This window comes from Streptomyces sp. NPDC051180 (assembly GCF_040689545.1).
Classification (GTDB): domain Bacteria; phylum Actinomycetota; class Actinomycetes; order Streptomycetales; family Streptomycetaceae; genus Streptomyces.
On sequence record NZ_JBFBBC010000019.1, the window covers coordinates 92239 to 109950 of the forward strand.

The following is a 17712-nucleotide window of genomic DNA, read 5'->3' on the forward strand; positions in this document are numbered from 1 at the left end:
GTGCAGAAGAGCGTGCGGGGCGTGACGACAAGAGCGGGGGCACCGCGCTCACTGTCCAGTGTGCGCGGTGCCCCGGAGCTTCGTACGAACAAAAGCGTACGAAATTACTTCAGGCCGGGGTACAGCGGGTGCTTGTCCGCCAGCGCGGTGACCCGGGCCTTGAGGGCCTCGGCGTCGAAGCCGGGCTTCAGGGTCTCCGCGATGATGTCGGCGACCTCGGCGAAGTCCTCGACCGTGAAACCGCGGGTGGCGAGCGCCGGCGTGCCGATGCGCAGACCCGAGGTGACCATCGGCGGGCGCGGGTCGTTCGGAACGGCGTTCCGGTTGACCGTGATGCCGACCTCGTGGAGGCGGTCCTCGGCCTGCTGGCCGTCCAGCTCGCTGTCGCGCAGGTCGACGAGGAGCAGGTGCACGTCCGTGCCGCCGGACAGGACCGAGACACCGTGCGCGGTGACGTCGTCCTGGACCAGGCGCTCGGCGATGATGCGGGCGCCGTCCAGGGTGCGCTGCTGGCGCTCCTTGAACTCCTCCGAGGCCGCGACCTTGAAGGAGACGGCCTTGGCCGCGATCACGTGCTCCAGCGGGCCGCCCTGGAAGCCGGGGAAGACCGAGGAGTTCAGCTTCTTCGCGAACTCCTTCTTCGCCAGGATGATGCCGCCGCGGGGGCCGCCGAGCGTCTTGTGCGTGGTGGAGGTGACCACGTCCGCGTACTCGACCGGGTTCGGGTGCAGACCGGCCGCGACCAGGCCCGCGAAGTGGGCCATGTCGACCCACAGGTAGGCGTCGACCTCGTCGGCGATCCGGCGGAACTCGGCGAAGTCCAGCTGGCGCGGGTAGGCGGACCAGCCCGCGATGATCACCTTGGGACGGTGCTCCTTGGCCAGGCGCTCGACCTCGGCCATGTCGACCAGGCCGGCCTCGTCCACGTGGTACGCGACCACGTCGAACTGCTTGCCCGAGAAGTTCAGGCGCATGCCGTGGGTCAGGTGACCGCCGTGGGCCAGGTCCAGACCCAGGATCGTGTCGCCGGGCTGGGCGATCGCGAAGAGGGCGGCCTGGTTCGCGGAGGCGCCGGAGTGCGGCTGGACGTTGGCGTACTCGGCGCCGAACAGGTCCTTGATCCGGTCGATCGCGATCTGCTCGGCCACGTCGACGTGCTCGCAGCCGCCGTAGTAGCGGCGGCCCGGGTAGCCCTCGGCGTACTTGTTGGTGAGGACGGAGCCCTGGGCCTCCATGACCGCGACCGGAGCGAAGTTCTCCGAGGCGATCATCTCGAGGGTGGACTGCTGACGGCGGAGCTCGGCGTCGACGGCGGCGGCGACGTCGGGGTCCAGCTCGTGGAGGGGAGTGTTCAGAAGCGACATGAATCGATCCCTAAGGGGTCTCGGGCCCGGTCTCAGTTCCCGGCGGAGAACGCGGTGTACTCGTCGACGGTGAGCAGGTCGTCCGGCTCACCCGCGACGCGCACCTTGAACAGCCAGCCACCCTCGAACGGAGCCGTGTTCACCAGGGACGGGTCGTCCACCACGTCCTGGTTGGCCTCGACGACCTCGCCCGTGACGGGGGAGTAGAGGTCGCTGACGGACTTCGTCGACTCCAGCTCGCCGCAGGTCTCGCCCGCGGTGACGGTGTCGCCGACGGCGGGGAGCTGGGCGTAGACGACGTCACCGAGCGCGTTGGCGGCGAACTCCGTGATGCCGATCGTCGCGACGCCGTCCACGGCGTCCGACAGCCACTCGTGCTCCTTGGTGTAGCGCAGCTGCTGGGGGTTGCTCATGACCTGATTCTCCTGGATCGGGGGAGTACTGATGAACGTGGGTCTTACGGGGTGAGACGCGGAGTGAGACGGATGCGTCACTTCTGGCGCTTGTAGAACGGCAGCGCGACGACCTCGTACGGCTCGTGGGCGCCACGGATGTCCACACCTACACCCTCGGTGCCCGGAGCGGCGTGCGCCGCGTCCACGTAGGCCATGGCGATCGGCTTGCCGAGCGTCGGGGACGGGGCGCCGGAGGTCACCTCGCCGATCACCACGCCGTCCTTGACGACGGAGAAGCCGGCCCGCGGGACCCGGCGGCCCTCGGCGACCAGGCCGACCAGCTTGCGCGGCGGGGCGGACTCGGCGCGCTCGGCGGCCTTCTCCAGCGCCTCACGGCCGACGAAGCGACCCTCGTTGGTCGTCTTCTCGAACTTCACGACGCGGCCGAGGCCGGCGTCGAAGGGGGTCAGGGCGGTGGTCAGCTCGTGGCCGTACAGCGGCATGCCCGCCTCCAGGCGGAGCGTGTCGCGGCAGGAGAGGCCGCAGGGGATCAGGCCGACCGGGGCGCCCGCCTCGGTCAGCGCCTTCCACACGCCCTCGGCGTGCTCCGGCTTCAGGAACAGCTCGAAGCCGTCCTCGCCGGTGTAGCCGGTGCGGGCGATCAGCGCGGGCACGCCCGCGACCGTGCCCGGCAGGCCGGCGTAGTACTTCAGCCCGTCCAGGTCGGCGTCGGTGAGCGACTTCAGGATGCCGGGGGACTCGGGGCCCTGCACCGCGATCAGGGCGTACGCGTCACGGTCGTCGCGGACCTCGGCGTCGAAGCCCTCCGCGCGTGCCACCAGCGCGTCCAGGACGATCTGCGCGTTCGACGCGTTGGCGACGACCATGTACTCCGTCTCGCCCAGCCGGTAGACGATCAGGTCGTCGAGGATGCCGCCGTCCTCCTGGCAGATCATCGTGTACCGGGCGCGGCCGAGGCCCACCGTGGAGATGTTGCCGACCAGGGCGTGGTCGAGGAGCTCGACGGCCTGCGGACCGGTGACGGTGATCTCGCCCATGTGGGAGAGGTCGAAGAGGCCGGCCTGCGTGCGGACGGCGTTGTGCTCCTCTCGCTCGCTCGCGTACCGCAGCGGCATGTCCCAGCCCGCGAAGTCGGTCATGGTCGCGCCCAGCGAACGATGCAGGGCATCGAGGGCGGTCAGACGGGGGGCAGTGGTCATGGGGTGGCTCCCGGGTCCCAAGGGCGTGATCGGTGACGAAAACACATGACGGGCGAGGACGTCCTCCCCATCTGTCATGGAACCTGAGAGGTTCACCGAGGGCATCCTCGGCTTGCACCTTGGGTGGGGACACGCGAGGTGTCCCGCTTTTCAGATCTGCCTCATCCGCGCGGTACGGGGCCTGAGAGATTCAAGGGAGGGTCTTGCTCCTTCGGCGTCCGGACGCACTCGGCTGTCCGGAACTCTCCCGCGCGGATTCGAGCGGCCGGTATGCGATTGTGTGGCGACTGTGCGCGCCTGGCGCGCACATCATTGCACGCGGTGTCGGCGGGGCAAATCGCTTGTGTGCCATTACCGTTTCTTTACACTTCTTGGGCAAGGGTCTCCTCAGGTCTCCTGAGACCCGACTGGGGGAGCGATGAGGATCCAGCACACCGGCGCGTACGCGACCGGCACCGGCATACCGTCCCAGCGAGCCCGCGCCCGGACCCGCGGCCGCGGCCGTCTCCTGCGCGACCTGCGCGAGCGCGGCGGCCGAGGCCCCCGCGCCCTCACCTTCGCCGCCGGCGACCTCGTGGTCGTCTCCGGACTCCCCGGCAGCGGCAAGTCCACCCTCATGCGCCGCGCCGCCGAGGGCCACGGCATCGACTCCCAGGACGCCCGCGAGCGCTGGGAGGCCCGCATGCCACGCCTCCTGCCGTACGCCGTCTACCGCCCCCTCGTCCGGCTCGCCCACTACGCCGGCCTCCGCCGCGCCCTGCGCTCCGGGGCGAGCGTCACCGTCCACGACTGCGGCACCCAGTCCTGGGTCCGCGGCTGGCTCGCCCGCGAGGCCCGCCGCCGCGGCCGCGCTCTCCACCTGGTCCTGCTCGACGTCACCCCGGACACCGCCCGGGCCGGCCAGCACGCCCGCGGCCGCGGCGTCTCCGCCTACGCCTTCGCGCGCCACCGCAGAGCCGTCGGCCGGCTCCTGCGGGCCGCCGAGTCCGGCAGCCTCCCGCCCGGCTGCGCCTCCGTGACCCTCCTCGACCGGGCCGCCGCCGACACCCTGCGGCGCATCTCCTTCCGCGAGGCCGTCTGACGGCCCCCGGCCCCGTAAGGGCCCGTACCCTTCCCTTTTGGCCACGGCGGCGCCGGGGCGGCGTTAGGGTGCTGCCGGGCGGCCGGTGCGGCAGGCCGTGCGAGAAGGGGAAAGACGACCGTGGACGTGACGTGGCCGGGCAACGAGCTCGAAGAGGTCCTCGCCGCCTCACTGGGCAACCCCGCGGCGGGCGGGCGTCTCGTCGAGGTGCTGGGCCGCAGCGCGGTCTGGGTGCCCCTCCCCAACGGCGGCGGCCCCGACAGCCCCGACCTCGACCTCCCCACCCTGGAGATCGACGGCGCGGCCTACGTCCCCGTCTTCAGCTCCGAGCAGCAGTTCCTCGCCTGTGTCGGAGACCACATGTCCTTCGCGGTGGCCCCCGCCCGGGACTTCGCCCGCGGCCTGCCCCCGCAGCTCGGCATCGCCGTGAACCCCGGCGGCACCGTCGGCGTCCCGCTGCCGCCCCCGGCCGTCGCCGAACTCTGCCGCACCGGCCGCACCCCGCTCGACGGCCCCGCCTCCGGCGGCCGCGTCCGGCTCTTCGAGCCCGACTGGCAGGACGACCCGGTCGACTTCCTCGCCGCGGCCTCCGCCGAGTTCGAGGCCACCGGCGTCGTCACCACCGCCCGGCGCGCGCTCGCCAGCGTCGAGGGGACCGAACCGGCCCTCTTCGTCGGCGTCCAGCTGGCCGCCTGGGACGGCGTCGACCGCAACGCGCCGCTGGACGCCCTCGGCAGGGCCCTCGGCCGCGTCGAGGTCGCCTGGCCGGTCAACCTCATCCTGCTCGACATGGCGCAGGACCCGGTCGGTGACTGGATGCTGGAGCGGGTGCGCCCGTTCTACCAGCGCGCCGCCGTGTGAGCGGGCGCCTGTTTAAGCTGAACTGGCCGGTGGGCCGAACGGACTCGGCAGCGGCACGCACGCCGCGCGGACACGGTGGACGGAAGAGGGGCGGGGACCCATGGTGAGCGCGTCAGGCACCGCGGCGGCCGGAGAGGTCGAGCGCATGCTGCGCGAGGTGGCGCCCGGACGCTACGACGCGTACGAGCAGCTGCTGCACGCCCTCGCCGACGGCGAACTCCGGATGCTGCTCTGGCACGGATCGGCCGGCTCCGCCGACGCCCAGTACGGGAACATGGAGGTCGACGGCTTCGGCTACGCGCCCTGCGTCACCTCCGCCCAGGAGCTCGCCGCGTCCGGCTGGAACCGCGGCCACGAGGTCGTCACCGGCCGGGAGATCGCCCGCGCCCTCTACCCCGACCGCTGGGGCGTCTGGCTCAATCCGCACGCTCCCGGCGGCGGCCTCGGCATCCCCTGGGCCGACCTGCGCCGGATCGCCACCGGCCTCGACCGGATGCCCGCGGGCCCGCTGCGCGTCACCGAGCCCGCCCTGGAGATCCCGCAGTTCTACGCCCTGCTCACGCAGAACGCCCACCGCACCCCGGTGGTCCGCTCGCTGCGCCGCGGCTGGGTGCAGCCCGCGCTCGGCTCCCCGTACCTCGTCGTCGGCCTCGACCTGTACGACACCTCCCCGGCGGCCGTCGACACGGTCCGCGCGATGATGCGCCAGTCCATCGGCTCCGTACCCGACGGACTGCCCGTCTCGACGGTCGCGCTCTCCGACGCGTACGACCCGGTGGCGCTCTGGCTGCGCGCCAACGCCCGCCCCTTCTACGACCGCGAGGCCCACGCCGGCCGCGGTTCCGCCCCCGCCCCGGGGTACGGGTACCCGCCGGCAGCCCCGTCCGGATACTGAGACACCTCCCTTCTTCACCGGTGTCCCGCCGGCCCCGCCGGAGCCCTTCGTTCGCCCCAATTGATGAGGTCGAAAGCCCTGTTGGGCGACATGCCCGATTACGGCGAAGAGGACCCGAGATGGTCCGCTCACACGATCACGACGTCCGGATAACGGAAGTCGCAGCACCGCATCACGTTTGAGCAAACATTCCCCGTCAGGGCTGGCGGGTGATCACAAGCGCATTGAAGACTCCCCGGAACACCGGGCGTTCGGCTCCTTTGGAGCAGGTGCCCAGCATGTTGTTCCACCGAGCCGCTACCCGCGGCGGGCAAGGGCCGGCTACCGGCGGCCGAGAGGGGTCCTCACCACGATGACGGCACCACTGCACGAGACGAGTGCGGGCGAGGCGACCGCCACCGTCGACGGCGCGCCCGACGCTTCCGGCATTCCGGACACCCCCGGCACCCCCGGTGCCGCCGCCAAGGCGATCGAGGGCCGCTCGCCCTGGAAGATCGCCTGGACGCGCCTCAAGCGCGACAAGCTCGCCCTCGCGGGCGCCTTCGTCGTCGTCTTCCTCGTCCTGGTCGCGATCTTCGCTCCGGTCATCGTCGGACTCCTCGGCCACCCGCCCGACGAGTTCCACGAGGACCAGATCGACCCGCTGTTCGGCACCCCGATCGGCTCGTGGGGCGGCGTCAGCTCCGACTTCCTCTTCGGAGTCGAGCCCGTCAACGGCCGCGACGTCTTCAGCCGCATCGTCTACGGCGCCCGGATCTCGCTGCTCGTCGCCTTCCTGGCGGCGGTCTTCGCGGTCGTGCTCGGCACCGTCCTCGGCATCATCGCCGGCTACTTCGGCGGCTGGATCGACGCCGCGCTCAGCCGGGTCATGGACGTCATGCTCGCCTTCCCGCAGCTCCTCTTCACGATCGCCCTGGTCTCGGTGCTGCCCAACGAGTTCCTCGGCCTCGACGGGTCCGGCGTCCGCATCGCCGCCCTCGTCCTGGTCATCGGCTTCTTCGGCTGGCCCTACGTGGGCCGCATCGTCCGCGGCCAGACCCTCTCGCTGCGCAACCGCGAGTACGTCGAGGCCGCCCAGAGCCTGGGCGCCGGCCGCCTGTACATCCTGCGGCGCGAGCTGCTCCCGAACCTGATCGCCCCGATCACGGTCTACGCGACCCTCATGATTCCCACCAACATCCTCACCGAAGCGGCGCTCAGCTTCCTCGGCGCGGGTGTGAAGCCTCCCACCGCTTCCTGGGGGCAGATGCTGTCGACGGCCATCACCACCTATGAATCGGACCCCCTGTTCATGGTGATCCCCGGCCTCGCGATCTTCATCACCGTCCTGGCGTTCAACCTCTTCGGCGACGGCGTGCGTGACGCGCTCGACCCGAAGGGCTCCCGCTGACCGTCCGCCGACGACACGCAAGACCCGCCCCTGCCGCTGGCGACAGGAGGCCCATCCCCAATCGGCGGACCGCCGTATCGGCCGCCACTATCCCGGAGGTTGTTGGACCCATGCTGAAGAGCTCCCAGCGCAGAATCGCCGCAGGCGCGCTGCTTGCCGCGGCCACGATGGTCGTCACCACCGCCTGTGGCGGCGGCGGCAGCAACGGCGGCGACAAGGGCACGTCCGGCGCGGCCGGCTTCAACGCCGGTGTGAACAAGGTCGCCAACGCCTCCGACAAGAAGGGCGGCGAGCTGAAGTTCATCGGCTCGCAGGAGGCCGACAACTGGGACCCGCAGCGCGGTTACTACGGCTTCGTGTGGGACTTCGCCCGCTACTACACGCGCCAGCTCGTCACCTTCAAGGCCGAGCCGGGCGCCGCCTCCACCGAGCTCGTCCCGGACCTCGCCACCGACGCCGGCAAGGTCTCCGCCGACGGCCTCACCTACACCTTCACGCTGAAGGACGGGGTGACCTGGGAGGACGGCAAGCCGATCACCTCCAAGGACATCAAGTACGGCATCGAGCGCATCTGGGCCCAGGACGTCATCTCCGGCGGCCCGATCTACCTCCAGCAGGTCCTCGACCCCAAGGGCGAGTACAAGGGCCCGTACAAGGACACCTCCGCGGACAAGCTCGGCCTGAAGGCGATCGAGACCCCGGACGACAAGACCATCGTCTTCAAGCTGCCGGTCGCCAACGGCGACTTCCTGCAGATGCTGGCCATGCCGGCCGCCTCCCCGGTCCGCCAGGACAAGGACACCAAGGCCAAGTACGGCCTGAAGCCCTTCTCCTCCGGCCCGTACAAGTGGGACTCGTACACCCCGAACAAGTCCATCAAGCTCGTCCGCAACGACAAGTGGGACGCCAAGACGGACACCGTCCGCAAGGCCCTGCCGGACAAGATCAGCGTCACGTTCACCACGAACGCCGACGACATGGACAACCGCCTGGTCGAGGGCGAGTACGACCTCGACATCAACGCCACCGGTGTCGGCGCCGCCGCCCGCCAGAAGGTGCTCCAGCAGCACAAGGGCAACGTCGACAACCCGCAGACGGGCTTCATCCGCTACGCGGTCTTCCCGCAGACGGTCATCCCCAACGTCGAGTGCCGCAAGGCCATCATCTACGCGGCCGACTCCAAGTCGCTGCAGACCGCCCGCGGCGGCCCGCAGGCCGGTGGCGACATCGCCTCCAACATGCTGCCGCCGGCGATCAAGGGTGCCGACCCGAAGGCCGACCCGTACGGCAAGCTCGCGGGCGCCCCGGACCTCGCCAAGGCCAAGGAGGCCCTGGCGAAGTGCGGCAAGCCGAACGGCTTCAAGACCACGATCGCGGTCCGCAACAACAAGAAGATCGAGATCGCGACCGCCGAGTCCCTCCAGCAGTCGCTGAAGGCCGTCGGCATCGAGGCCCAGATCGACCAGTTCGACGGCGCCCAGACCTCCGGCATCATCGGTTCGCCGAAGGTCGTCAAGGACAAGGGCTACGGCATCATCATCATGGGCTGGGGCGCCGACTTCCCGTCGGGCCAGGGCTTCCTCCAGCCGCTGGTCGACGGCCGCTTCATCCTCCAGAGCGGTAACAACAACTTCTCGGAGCTGAACGACCCGGCCGTCAACGGCCTGTTCGACCAGGCGCTGAAGGAGACCGACCCGGTCAAGGCCGGCGAGCTCTACAAGCAGATCAACACGAAGGTGTCGGAGGCCGCGGTCTACCTGCCCTTCACCCACGAGAAGAACATCATCTGGCGCAGCTCCCGGCTGACCAACGTCTACACGGCGGACGCCTACAACGGCCGCTACGACTACGCGTCGCTCGGCGTCGTCAAGTAATCCGACCCGCTCCACCGGCGCACCACCCGCCGCCAGGTCCGAAGGGCAGGTGATGGCCGAAGGCGGCGGCCGGGGTCCCCGATCGGGGACCCCGGCCGCCGACCGGCCGACCGCATGCTTGCATACATAGTCCGGCGACTCTTCTCCGTCGTCGTGATGCTGCTCGTCGTCACCCTGGTGACGCTCAGCATCTTCTTCCTCATCCCCAAGATGACCGGCAGCGACCCTGCCGCGATGTTCGTCGGCAAGCAGGCGGATCCGGCTTCCATCGAGGCCGTCCGGCAGAAGCTGGGCCTGGACGAGCCGATCCTGGTGCAGTTCTGGCACTTCGTCTCCGGCATCTTCGTCGGCCGGGACTACACCGGCGGCGGCGACACGATCCACTGCGCCGCGCCGTGCTTCGGCTACTCGTTCCGCACCGAGCAGGACGTGTGGACGATGCTCGTCGACGCCTTCCCGGTCACCCTCTCCATGGTCATCGGCGCCGCCGTGCTGTGGCTGGTGCTCGGTGTCTCCACCGGCGTGGTCTCCGCGCTCAAGCGGGGCACCGTCATCGACCGCGCGGCGATGATCACCGCGCTGGCCGGCGTCTCGCTCCCCATCTTCTTCACCGCCATGCTGGCGATGCTCGTCTTCCGCACCCAGCTCCAGTGGGTCGACGCCTCGTACGTGCCGATCACCGAGTCCTTCGGCGGCTGGTTCGGCGGCCTGCTCCTCCCGTGGGTCACGCTCGCCTTCCTCTACGCGGCGATGTACGCGCGGCTCACCCGCGCCACCATGCTGGAGGTCCTCGGCGAGGACTACATCCGCACCGCCCGGGCCAAGGGCCTGCCGGAGTCGGTCGTGCTCGGCAAGCACGCGATGCGCTCCACCATGACCCCCATCCTGACCATCTTCGGCATGGACCTCGGCGCCCTCATCGGCGGCGCGATCCTGACGGAGACCGCGTTCAGCCTCCACGGCCTCGGCGGTCTCGCCATCAAGGGCGTGAGCGAGCGTGACCTGCCGCTGATCCTGGCCGTCACCCTCATCACCGCCGCGTGCGTCGTCATCGCGAACCTCGTGGTGGACCTGCTGTACGCGGTGATCGACCCCCGAGTGAGGCTCGCATGACGGACAACCTGACGAAGACGGGTGCGGCGCCCGGAGAGCCGGTCGCCGCCTCGGACGCCCCGTCCGACGCCTTCCTCGACGTGCGCGACCTGAAGATCCACTTCCCGACCGACGACGGTCTGGTCAAGTCGGTCGACGGCCTGAGCTTCCAGCTGGAGAAGGGCAAGACCCTCGGCATCGTGGGCGAGTCCGGCTCCGGCAAGTCGGTCACCTCGCTCGGCATCATGGGCCTCCACACGGTCGGCCAGTACGGCCGCCAGAAGGCGCAGATCTCCGGCGAGATCTGGCTGAACGGCCGCGAGCTGCTCTCCGCGGACCCGGACGAGGTCCGCCGGATGCGCGGCCGCGAGATGGCGATGATCTTCCAGGACCCGCTGTCCGCGATGCACCCGTACTACACGATCGGCCACCAGATCGTGGAGGCGTACCGCGTCCACCACCCCGTGGACAAGAAGACGGCGCGCCGGCGGGCCGTCGAACTCCTCGACCGGGTCGGCATCCCCGAGCCCGCGAAGCGGTTCGACAACTACCCGCACGAGTTCTCCGGCGGCATGCGCCAGCGCGCGATGATCGCGATGGCGCTGGTCAACAACCCGGAACTGCTCATCGCCGACGAGCCGACCACCGCGCTCGACGTCACCGTGCAGGCGCAGATCCTCGACCTGATGCGGGACCTCCAGAAGGAGTTCGGCTCCGCGGTCGTCATCATCACGCACGACCTCGGCGTCGTCGCCGAGCTCGCCGACGACATCCTCGTGATGTACGGCGGTCGCTGCGTCGAGCGCGGCCCGGCCGAGTCCGTCTTCTACGAGCCGCAGCACCCCTACACCTGGGGCCTGCTCGGCTCGATGCCGAGGATCGACCGCGACCAGACCGAGCGGCTCATCCCCGTCAAGGGCAACCCGCCCAGCCTCATCAACATCCCGAGCGGCTGCGCCTTCAACCCGCGCTGCCCGTACGCGGACGTCCCCAAGGGCGGCATCACCCGCACCCAGCGGCCCGAGCTGGCCCTGGCCGGCGAGCGCCACTACTCGGCCTGCCACATGCCGCAGGAGGAGCGGACCCGCATCTGGACCGAAGAGATTGCGCCGAAACTGTGAGCGACAACATGGAACCTCTGCTCAAGGTCAGCGGCCTGAAGAAGCACTTCCCCATCAAGAAGGGGCTTCTCCAGCGCCAGACCGGCGCGGTCAAGGCGGTCGACGGGATCGACTTCGAGGTCTACCCCGGTGAGACCCTCGGCGTGGTCGGCGAGTCCGGCTGCGGCAAGTCCACGATGGGCCGGCTCATCACCCGGCTCCTCGAACCCACCGACGGCACCGTCGAGTTCCTGGGCAAGGACATCTCCCACCTCGGCGTCGCGGGCATGCGCCCGTTCCGCCGCGACATCCAGATGATCTTCCAGGACCCGTACGGCTCGCTGAACCCGCGCCACACGGTCGGCACGATCGTCTCCGCGCCCTTCAAGCTCCAGGGCGTCGAGCCCGAGGGCGGCGTGAAGAAGGAGGTCCAGCGCCTCCTGGGCCTGGTGGGCCTCAACCCCGAGCACTACAACCGCTACCCGCACGAGTTCTCCGGCGGCCAGCGCCAGCGCATCGGCATCGCCCGCGCGCTCGCCCTCAAGCCGAAGCTCGTCGTCGCGGACGAGCCCGTCTCCGCCCTGGACGTCTCCATCCAGGCGCAGGTGGTCAACCTCCTGGACGACCTCCAGCAGGAGCTCGGCCTCACGTACGTGATCATCGCGCACGACCTCTCGGTCATCCGGCACGTCTCGGACCGCATCGCCGTCATGTACCTCGGCAAGGTCGTCGAGCTCGCCGACCGCAAGTCGCTGTACGAGAACCCGATGCACCCGTACACCCGGGCCCTGATGTCCGCGGTCCCGATCCCGGACCCGCGCCGCCGGGGCGCGAAGAGCGACCGCATCCTCCTCACCGGCGACGTCCCCTCCCCGATCGCCCCGCCGGCCGGCTGCCGCTTCCACACCCGCTGCTGGAAGGCGACGGAGCTCTGCAAGACCCAGGAGCCGCCGCTGGTCGAGCTCCGCCCCGGTCAGCGCGTCGCCTGCCACCACCCCGAGAACACCGACGTCCTCACCATCCCCCAGCCCCGCCAGTCCACCGACCTCACCCCGCCCAAGCCCGAGCCCGAGGCCAAGGCGGAAGCTCCGGCCGCCCCCGAGCCCGAGGCCGCCGCCAAGGCCCCGGCCGAGCCCGAGGCCGATGCTCCGGCCAAGGCCGAGGCCGCCCCCGAGGCCCCGGCCTCCGCCGAGGAGGACGACGCGCCGAAGGCGTGACGTCCCCACCGCCCAAGAGGCCCCCGCCGCCCGCGGCCGGGGCCTCCGGCATGCCCGGGCACCCTCGTTGTGGGCATTCGTTCCGCTGGGGCGATGGGGGTCCCCCCTGCTCGCGCGAAGCCGAGAGCTTGGGGGAGGGTGGGCACAACGGAACGGCGCCCCTTGCCGGGCCTAGGCTCCCGCACCCACCAGGCACCAAGGGCCCCGCTCCTGAACACCGCCCCCACCAGGTGGACCAAGCAGGGGGGGGCTGACCGCCGTGGCACGGTTGTGCCCACCCGTTCCGCCCTTGCGGAACAGTTGCCCACAACGGGGGGTGACGGAAAGCGCGACGTCCGCGCGGGGGCGGGACGTCGCGGCCCGGGGCGACCGGGACAATGGGCCGGTGCTCCACGAACTGTTCAGCCCCGATGTCCAGCACGCCCTGGACCTCGTCGGCATCTTCGTCTTCGCCATCTCCGGCGCCCTCCTCGCCGTCCGGAAGAACTTCGACGTCTTCGGGATAGCGGTCCTCGCCGAGGTGACGGCCCTCGGCGGCGGTCTCATCCGGGACCTGATCATCGGCGCGGTGCCGCCGGCCGCGTTCACGGACCTCGGGTACTTCGTGATGCCGCTGGTCGCGGCGGTCCTGGTGTTCTTCCTGCACCCGGAGGTCGAGCGCACGCAGACCGCGGTGAACGTGTTCGACGCGGCGGGCCTGGGGCTGTTCTGCGTGACGGGGACGACGAAGGCGTACGACTACGGGCTGGGGCTGACGAGCTCCGCCGCGCTGGGCCTGGCGACGGCCGTCGGCGGCGGTGTCCTGCGCGACGTGCTGGCGAACGAGGTGCCGTCGCTGCTGCGCTGGGACCGGGACCTGTACGCGGTGCCGGCGATCGTGGGCGCCACGATGGTGGTGCTGTGCATCCGGTTCGACATGCTGAACGCCTTCACCAGCGGCGCGGCCGTCCTGACGGCCTTCGTGCTGCGGCTGCTCGCGATGCGCTACCACTGGCGTGCGCCGCGCGCGTGGAACCGCCGTTCGTCCGCGCGCGAGGAGCCCGAAAAAGCTACCGCTCAGTAATTACCTGCGGTACCGTCGAGGCATGAGCACGAGCACCGAGACGAGCGCCGCCCTCGCGGCGTACGAGTTCGACCGCGACACGGCGGTCACCCTCAGGGAGCCCGGCGTCTACGACGCCGACCTCTCCGCCGGCTGGACGATCATCCACGCCGTGAACGGCGGCTACCTCCTCGCCCTGCTCGGCCGCGCCCTCGGCGACCACCTCCCGCACCCCGACCCGTTCACGATCTCGGCGCACTACCTCACGCCGTCCGTGCCGGGCCCGGCGGTGATCCGGACCGAGACCGTCCGCACGGGCCGGACGCTCTCCACGGGCCAGGCGTCCCTCTTCCAGTACGCCGAGGACGGCAGCGAGGTCGAGCGCATCCGCGTCCTCGCCTCCTACGGCGACCTCGACGCCCTCGCGGACGACGTCCGCACCAGCGCGACGCCCCCGGCGATGGCCGCGATCGAGAACTGCTTCAGCGCCGCCGACAACCCGGCCCCGCGGATCCCCGGGTCCTCCGCCATCGCCGACCGGCTCGACCTCCGCCTGGACCCGGCGTGTGTCGGCTGGGCGGTCGGCGCGCCGTCCGGCAAGGGCGAGATGCGGGCGTGGTTCGGCCTCGCCGACGGTCGCGCGCCCGACGCGCTCTCCCTGCTGCTGACCGTCGACGCCCTGCCGCCGACCTCCTTCGAGCTCGGGCTCAAGGGCTGGACCCCGACCGTGGAGCTCACCACCCACATCCGGTGCCGTCCGGCCCCCGGCCCGCTCCGTGTGTCGATCACCACCCGCAACCTCGCCGGCGGCTTCCTGGAGGAGGACGCCGAGGTCTGGGACAGCGCCGACCGCCTGGTGGCCCAGTCCCGGCAGCTGGCCCGCGCCCCGCGGGACTGACGCGCGTCCGGGGCCCGGCCGCCCCGGGACCCGCCGCGGGAGGGTCGTGAACCGGCCACCCGCCGAGGCCGCCGCCGCGGGCTCGTAGAATCGACGCACCATGGCATACCTCGACCACGCCGCGACCACGCCCATGCTGCCCGAGGCGATCGAGGCGATGACCGCCCACCTCGCCGTCACGGGCAACGCCTCCTCCCTGCACGCCGCCGGCCGCCGGGCCCGGCGCACCGTCGAGGAAGGGCGCGAGACGCTCGCGGCCGCCCTCGGCGCGCGGCCGAGCGAGGTCGTCCTCACCTCCGGCGGCACGGAGGCCGACAACCTCGCCGTGAAGGGCCTGTACTGGTCCCGCCGCGACGCCGACCCCCGCCGCACCCGCGTCCTGGCCAGCCCGGTGGAGCACCACGCCGTGCTCGACGCCGTCGACTGGCTCGCCGAGCACGAGGGCGCGGACGTCGAGTACCTGCCGGTCGACCGGCACGGCCGGGTGCACCCCGACGCCCTGCGCGAGGCGATCGCGCGCGATCCCGACTCGGTGGCCCTGGCCACCGTGATGTGGGCCAACAACGAGATCGGCACCGTCATGCCGGTCCGGGAACTCGCCGACGTCGCCGCCGAGTTCGGCGTCCCGCTGCACGCGGACGCCGTCCAGGCCGTCGGGCAGGTCCCGGTCGACTTCGCCGCCTCCGGGCTGGCCGCGATGACCGTGTCCGGCCACAAGATCGGCGGGCCCTACGGCATCGGGGCCCTCCTCCTGGGCCGCGACCACACCCCCGTACCCGTGCTGCACGGCGGCGGCCAGGAGCGGCACGTCCGCTCGGGCACGCTCGACGTGCCGGCGGTCGCCGCGTTCGCCGTCGCGGCCCGGCTCGCCACCGAGCGGACCGAGGAGTTCGCCCGCGAGGTCGGCGCCCTGCGGGACTCACTGGTCACCGCCGTCCGGACGGTCGTCCCCGACGCGATCCTCGGCGGCGACCCGGTCGAGCGGCTCCCCGCCAACGCCCACTTCACCTTCCCCGGCTGCGAGGGCGACTCCCTGCTCCTGCTGCTCGACGCGGCCGGCATCGCCTGCTCGACCGGCTCCGCCTGCACCGCGGGCATCGCCCAGCCCAGTCACGTCCTGCTGGCCACCGGCACCGACCCGGACCTCGCCCGCGGCACGCTGCGGTTCTCCCTCGGCCACACCTCGACGAAGGAGGACGTGAGCGCGGTCGCCGAGGCCATCGGCCCCGCCGTCGAGCGCGCCCGGACCGCCGGCCTCACGTGACCGTCCTCGGCACCGCCTTCGACGCCTCCCGCACGAGCCGCAGATAGCGGTCCCAGTCCCAGTGCGGCCCGGGGTCGGTGTGGTCGGTGCCCTCGACCTCCACGTGCCCGATGACGTGCTCCCGGTCCACGGGTATCCCGTACCGGGAGCAGATGTCCGCCGTCAGCCGCGCCGACCCCGCGTACATGGCCGCGGTGAAGTCCTGCGGACGGTCGACGAAGCCCTCGTGCTCGATGCCGATGCTGCGTTCGTTCATGTCGCGGTTGCCGGCGTGGAACGCCACGTCGAGCTCGCGGATCATCTGTGCCACGTGGCCGTCCTTGCGGACGACGTAGTGCGCGGCGGCGCCGTGCCCCGGGTTCCTGAACACCTTCAGCGCGGTCGCGTAGCTGCCCTGGACCACGTGGATCACGACCCGGTCGATCCGGTAGTCGTCGGGCCGGTCGGCCCGGCGCCAGTTCGCCCGCGCCGCCGCCGTCCACTCGGCGCCCTTGTGGTCGAGCTCGCCCTCGACCCGCTTCCTCTCCATGCCGGGCAGCCGCCACCAGAACCGCGCCAGGTCGTCCCGGGCCACCGCTGCCACCCCGACCACCGCCGCGCCGCCGCCGAGCAGCACCGCCCGTCGCCCCACGCGCCGGCCGGACGCGTCCTTGCCTTTCCCCTTGCTCCCCATGCCACGGAGAACGCTTACTCACGCGCCCCCGGTTCCCGGCGACCCGTACCCTGGTAGGGCTATGACTCAGACGCCGCCCCCGCACCCCCGCACCCGCCCCCTCAGGGTCCTCGCCGCCATGTCCGGCGGAGTGGACTCCGCCGTCGCCGCCGCACGCGCCGCCGAGGCGGGCCACGACGTCACCGGCGTGCACCTCGCGCTCTCCGCGAACCCGCAGTCCTTCCGCACCGGCGCCCGTGGCTGCTGCACGATCGAGGACTCGCGCGACGCGCGCCGGGCGGCCGACGTCATCGGCATCCCGTTCTACGTGTGGGACCTCGCCGAGCGGTTCCGCGAGGACGTCGTCGACGACTTCGTCGCGGAGTACGAGGCGGGCCGCACGCCCAACCCGTGCCTGCGCTGCAACGAGAAGATCAAGTTCGCCGCGCTGCTCGACAAGGCGCTGGCGCTCGGCTTCGACGCGGTCTGCACCGGCCACTACGCCACCGTCGTCCTCCACGAGGACGGCACGCGCGAGCTGCACCGGGCCTCCGACATGGCCAAGGACCAGTCCTACGTCCTCGGGGTGCTGGACGAGAAGCAGCTGGCGCACGCGATGTTCCCGCTGGGCGACACCCTCACCACCAAGGACGAGATCCGGGCGGAGGCCGAGCGGCGCGGACTCGCGGTCGCCAAGAAGCCGGACAGCCACGACATCTGCTTCATCGCCGACGGCGACACCCAGGGCTTCCTCGCCTCCCGGCTGGGCAGGGCCGAGGGTGACATCGTCGACGAGACCGGGACGAAGGTCGGCACCCACGAGGGCGCGTACGGCTTCACCATCGGCCAGCGCAAGGGGCTGCGGATCGGCCATCCGGCCGCCGACGGCAAGCCGCGCTACGTCCTGGACATCTCGCCGGTGAACAACACGGTGACGGTCGGCCCCGTCGAGGCCCTCGACGTCACCGGCCTCACCGCGATCAAGCCCCGCTGGTGCGGCACCGCCCCGGACGGCCCCGGCCGCTACACCGCCCAGCTCCGCGCCCACGGCGGCGAGACCGAGGTGACGGCGGCCCTCGTCGACGGCGGGCTCACCGTGACCTTCGACGAGCCGGTCCGCGGCGTCGCCCCCGGCCAGGCGATCGTCCTCTACGACGGCACCCGCGTCGTCGGCTCCGCCACCATCGCCACAACGACCCGCTCCACCACGGCACCGGCGACCGCCTGACGCCCCCGGAGGCCCGGGAGCCCCGCCGCTGGGGGTGTCGCCCCAGGGCCTGTCGTCACAATCCCCTCGTTGCCCGAAGGGCGGCCCTGCGGCGTCTGGTGCGTGCTCTCGGTGTGCCGGGTGGAAGTGCTCGTACTGG

Annotated in this window: 16 protein-coding genes and 1 riboswitch; of the genes, 12 read left to right on the top strand and 4 right to left on the bottom strand. The window is 71.5% G+C overall.

The window, feature by feature from the left end; genetic code table 11:
• Window positions 1–104 precede the first annotated feature (104 nt).
• From glyA to gcvT, 3 genes are all read right to left on the bottom strand, one after another.
• Complete coding sequence (gene glyA, locus AB0424_RS27520; RefSeq protein WP_366309249.1) at window positions 105–1364, bottom strand: serine hydroxymethyltransferase; 1260 nt, start codon at window positions 1362–1364, stop codon at window positions 105–107.
• A gap of 32 nt (window positions 1365–1396) precedes the next feature.
• Entirely contained in the window at window positions 1397–1777 is a 381-nt protein-coding gene (gcvH, locus tag AB0424_RS27525; RefSeq protein ID WP_189830813.1) for a glycine cleavage system protein GcvH, read from the bottom strand.
• 77 nt (window positions 1778–1854) lie between these two features.
• A complete protein-coding gene (gcvT, locus tag AB0424_RS27530; protein ID WP_366309250.1) occupies window positions 1855–2979 on the bottom strand; it encodes a glycine cleavage system aminomethyltransferase GcvT in 1125 nt (374 codons plus the stop codon).
• A 160-nt stretch (window positions 2980–3139) separates the two neighbouring features.
• A riboswitch (glycine riboswitch) is annotated at window positions 3140–3239 on the bottom strand.
• Between the two features lie 158 nt (window positions 3240–3397).
• On the opposite strand from gcvT, the gene AB0424_RS27535 reads away from it, so the two are divergent.
• The 11 genes from AB0424_RS27535 to AB0424_RS27585 all read left to right on the top strand — a co-directional run bounded on the left by AB0424_RS27535 (window position 3398) and on the right by AB0424_RS27585 (window position 15693).
• The gene (locus tag AB0424_RS27535; protein ID WP_366309251.1) at window positions 3398–4060 is read left to right on the top strand and encodes an AAA family ATPase; all 663 of its coding nucleotides are present in this window, start codon (window positions 3398–3400) and stop codon (window positions 4058–4060) included.
• A 120-nt stretch (window positions 4061–4180) separates the two neighbouring features.
• Complete coding sequence (locus AB0424_RS27540; RefSeq protein WP_366309252.1) at window positions 4181–4921, top strand: enhanced serine sensitivity protein SseB; 741 nt, start codon at window positions 4181–4183, stop codon at window positions 4919–4921.
• A 103-nt stretch (window positions 4922–5024) separates the two neighbouring features.
• Window positions 5025–5816: an enhanced serine sensitivity protein SseB C-terminal domain-containing protein gene (locus AB0424_RS27545; RefSeq protein WP_366309264.1), complete on the top strand. Its 792-nt coding sequence runs from the start codon at window positions 5025–5027 to the stop codon at window positions 5814–5816.
• 352 nt (window positions 5817–6168) lie between these two features.
• Entirely contained in the window at window positions 6169–7206 is a 1038-nt protein-coding gene (locus AB0424_RS27550; RefSeq protein ID WP_366309253.1) for an ABC transporter permease, read from the top strand.
• 110 nt (window positions 7207–7316) lie between these two features.
• Window positions 7317–9080 (top strand): ABC transporter substrate-binding protein, encoded by a 1764-nt coding sequence (locus AB0424_RS27555; RefSeq protein WP_366309254.1) that lies wholly within the window; start codon window positions 7317–7319, stop codon window positions 9078–9080.
• Window positions 9081–9194: 114 nt separating this feature from the next.
• Window positions 9195–10193 (top strand): ABC transporter permease, encoded by a 999-nt coding sequence (locus tag AB0424_RS27560; protein WP_366309255.1) that lies wholly within the window; start codon window positions 9195–9197, stop codon window positions 10191–10193.
• Window positions 10190–11293: an ABC transporter ATP-binding protein gene (locus tag AB0424_RS27565; RefSeq protein ID WP_366309256.1), complete on the top strand. Its 1104-nt coding sequence runs from the start codon at window positions 10190–10192 to the stop codon at window positions 11291–11293. The genes AB0424_RS27560 and AB0424_RS27565 overlap by 4 nt, the downstream gene beginning before the upstream one ends.
• An 8-nt stretch (window positions 11294–11301) precedes the next feature.
• Entirely contained in the window at window positions 11302–12489 is a 1188-nt protein-coding gene (locus tag AB0424_RS27570) for a dipeptide ABC transporter ATP-binding protein (protein WP_366309257.1), read from the top strand.
• A gap of 385 nt (window positions 12490–12874) precedes the next feature.
• The gene (locus tag AB0424_RS27575; RefSeq protein WP_366309258.1) at window positions 12875–13552 is read left to right on the top strand and encodes a trimeric intracellular cation channel family protein; all 678 of its coding nucleotides are present in this window, start codon (window positions 12875–12877) and stop codon (window positions 13550–13552) included.
• Window positions 13553–13574: 22 nt separating this feature from the next.
• Window positions 13575–14429, top strand: coding sequence for a thioesterase family protein (locus tag AB0424_RS27580; protein WP_366309259.1), 855 nt, complete (start codon window positions 13575–13577; stop codon window positions 14427–14429).
• 100 nt (window positions 14430–14529) lie between these two features.
• Window positions 14530–15693: a cysteine desulfurase family protein gene (locus tag AB0424_RS27585; protein ID WP_366309260.1), complete on the top strand. Its 1164-nt coding sequence runs from the start codon at window positions 14530–14532 to the stop codon at window positions 15691–15693.
• Here AB0424_RS27585 and AB0424_RS27590 read toward each other — a convergent pair.
• A complete protein-coding gene (locus AB0424_RS27590; protein WP_366309261.1) occupies window positions 15686–16366 on the bottom strand; it encodes an N-acetylmuramoyl-L-alanine amidase in 681 nt (226 codons plus the stop codon). The genes AB0424_RS27585 and AB0424_RS27590 overlap by 8 nt on opposite strands.
• 61 nt (window positions 16367–16427) lie before the next feature.
• Here AB0424_RS27590 and mnmA point away from each other — a divergent pair, with 61 nt between their 5' ends.
• Window positions 16428–17573 carry a tRNA 2-thiouridine(34) synthase MnmA gene (mnmA, locus tag AB0424_RS27595; RefSeq protein WP_366309262.1) on the top strand — a complete coding sequence of 382 codons (1146 nt, stop codon included), beginning with the start codon at window positions 16428–16430 and terminating at the stop codon, window positions 17571–17573.
• The last annotated feature ends 139 nt before the right edge of the window (window positions 17574–17712 follow it).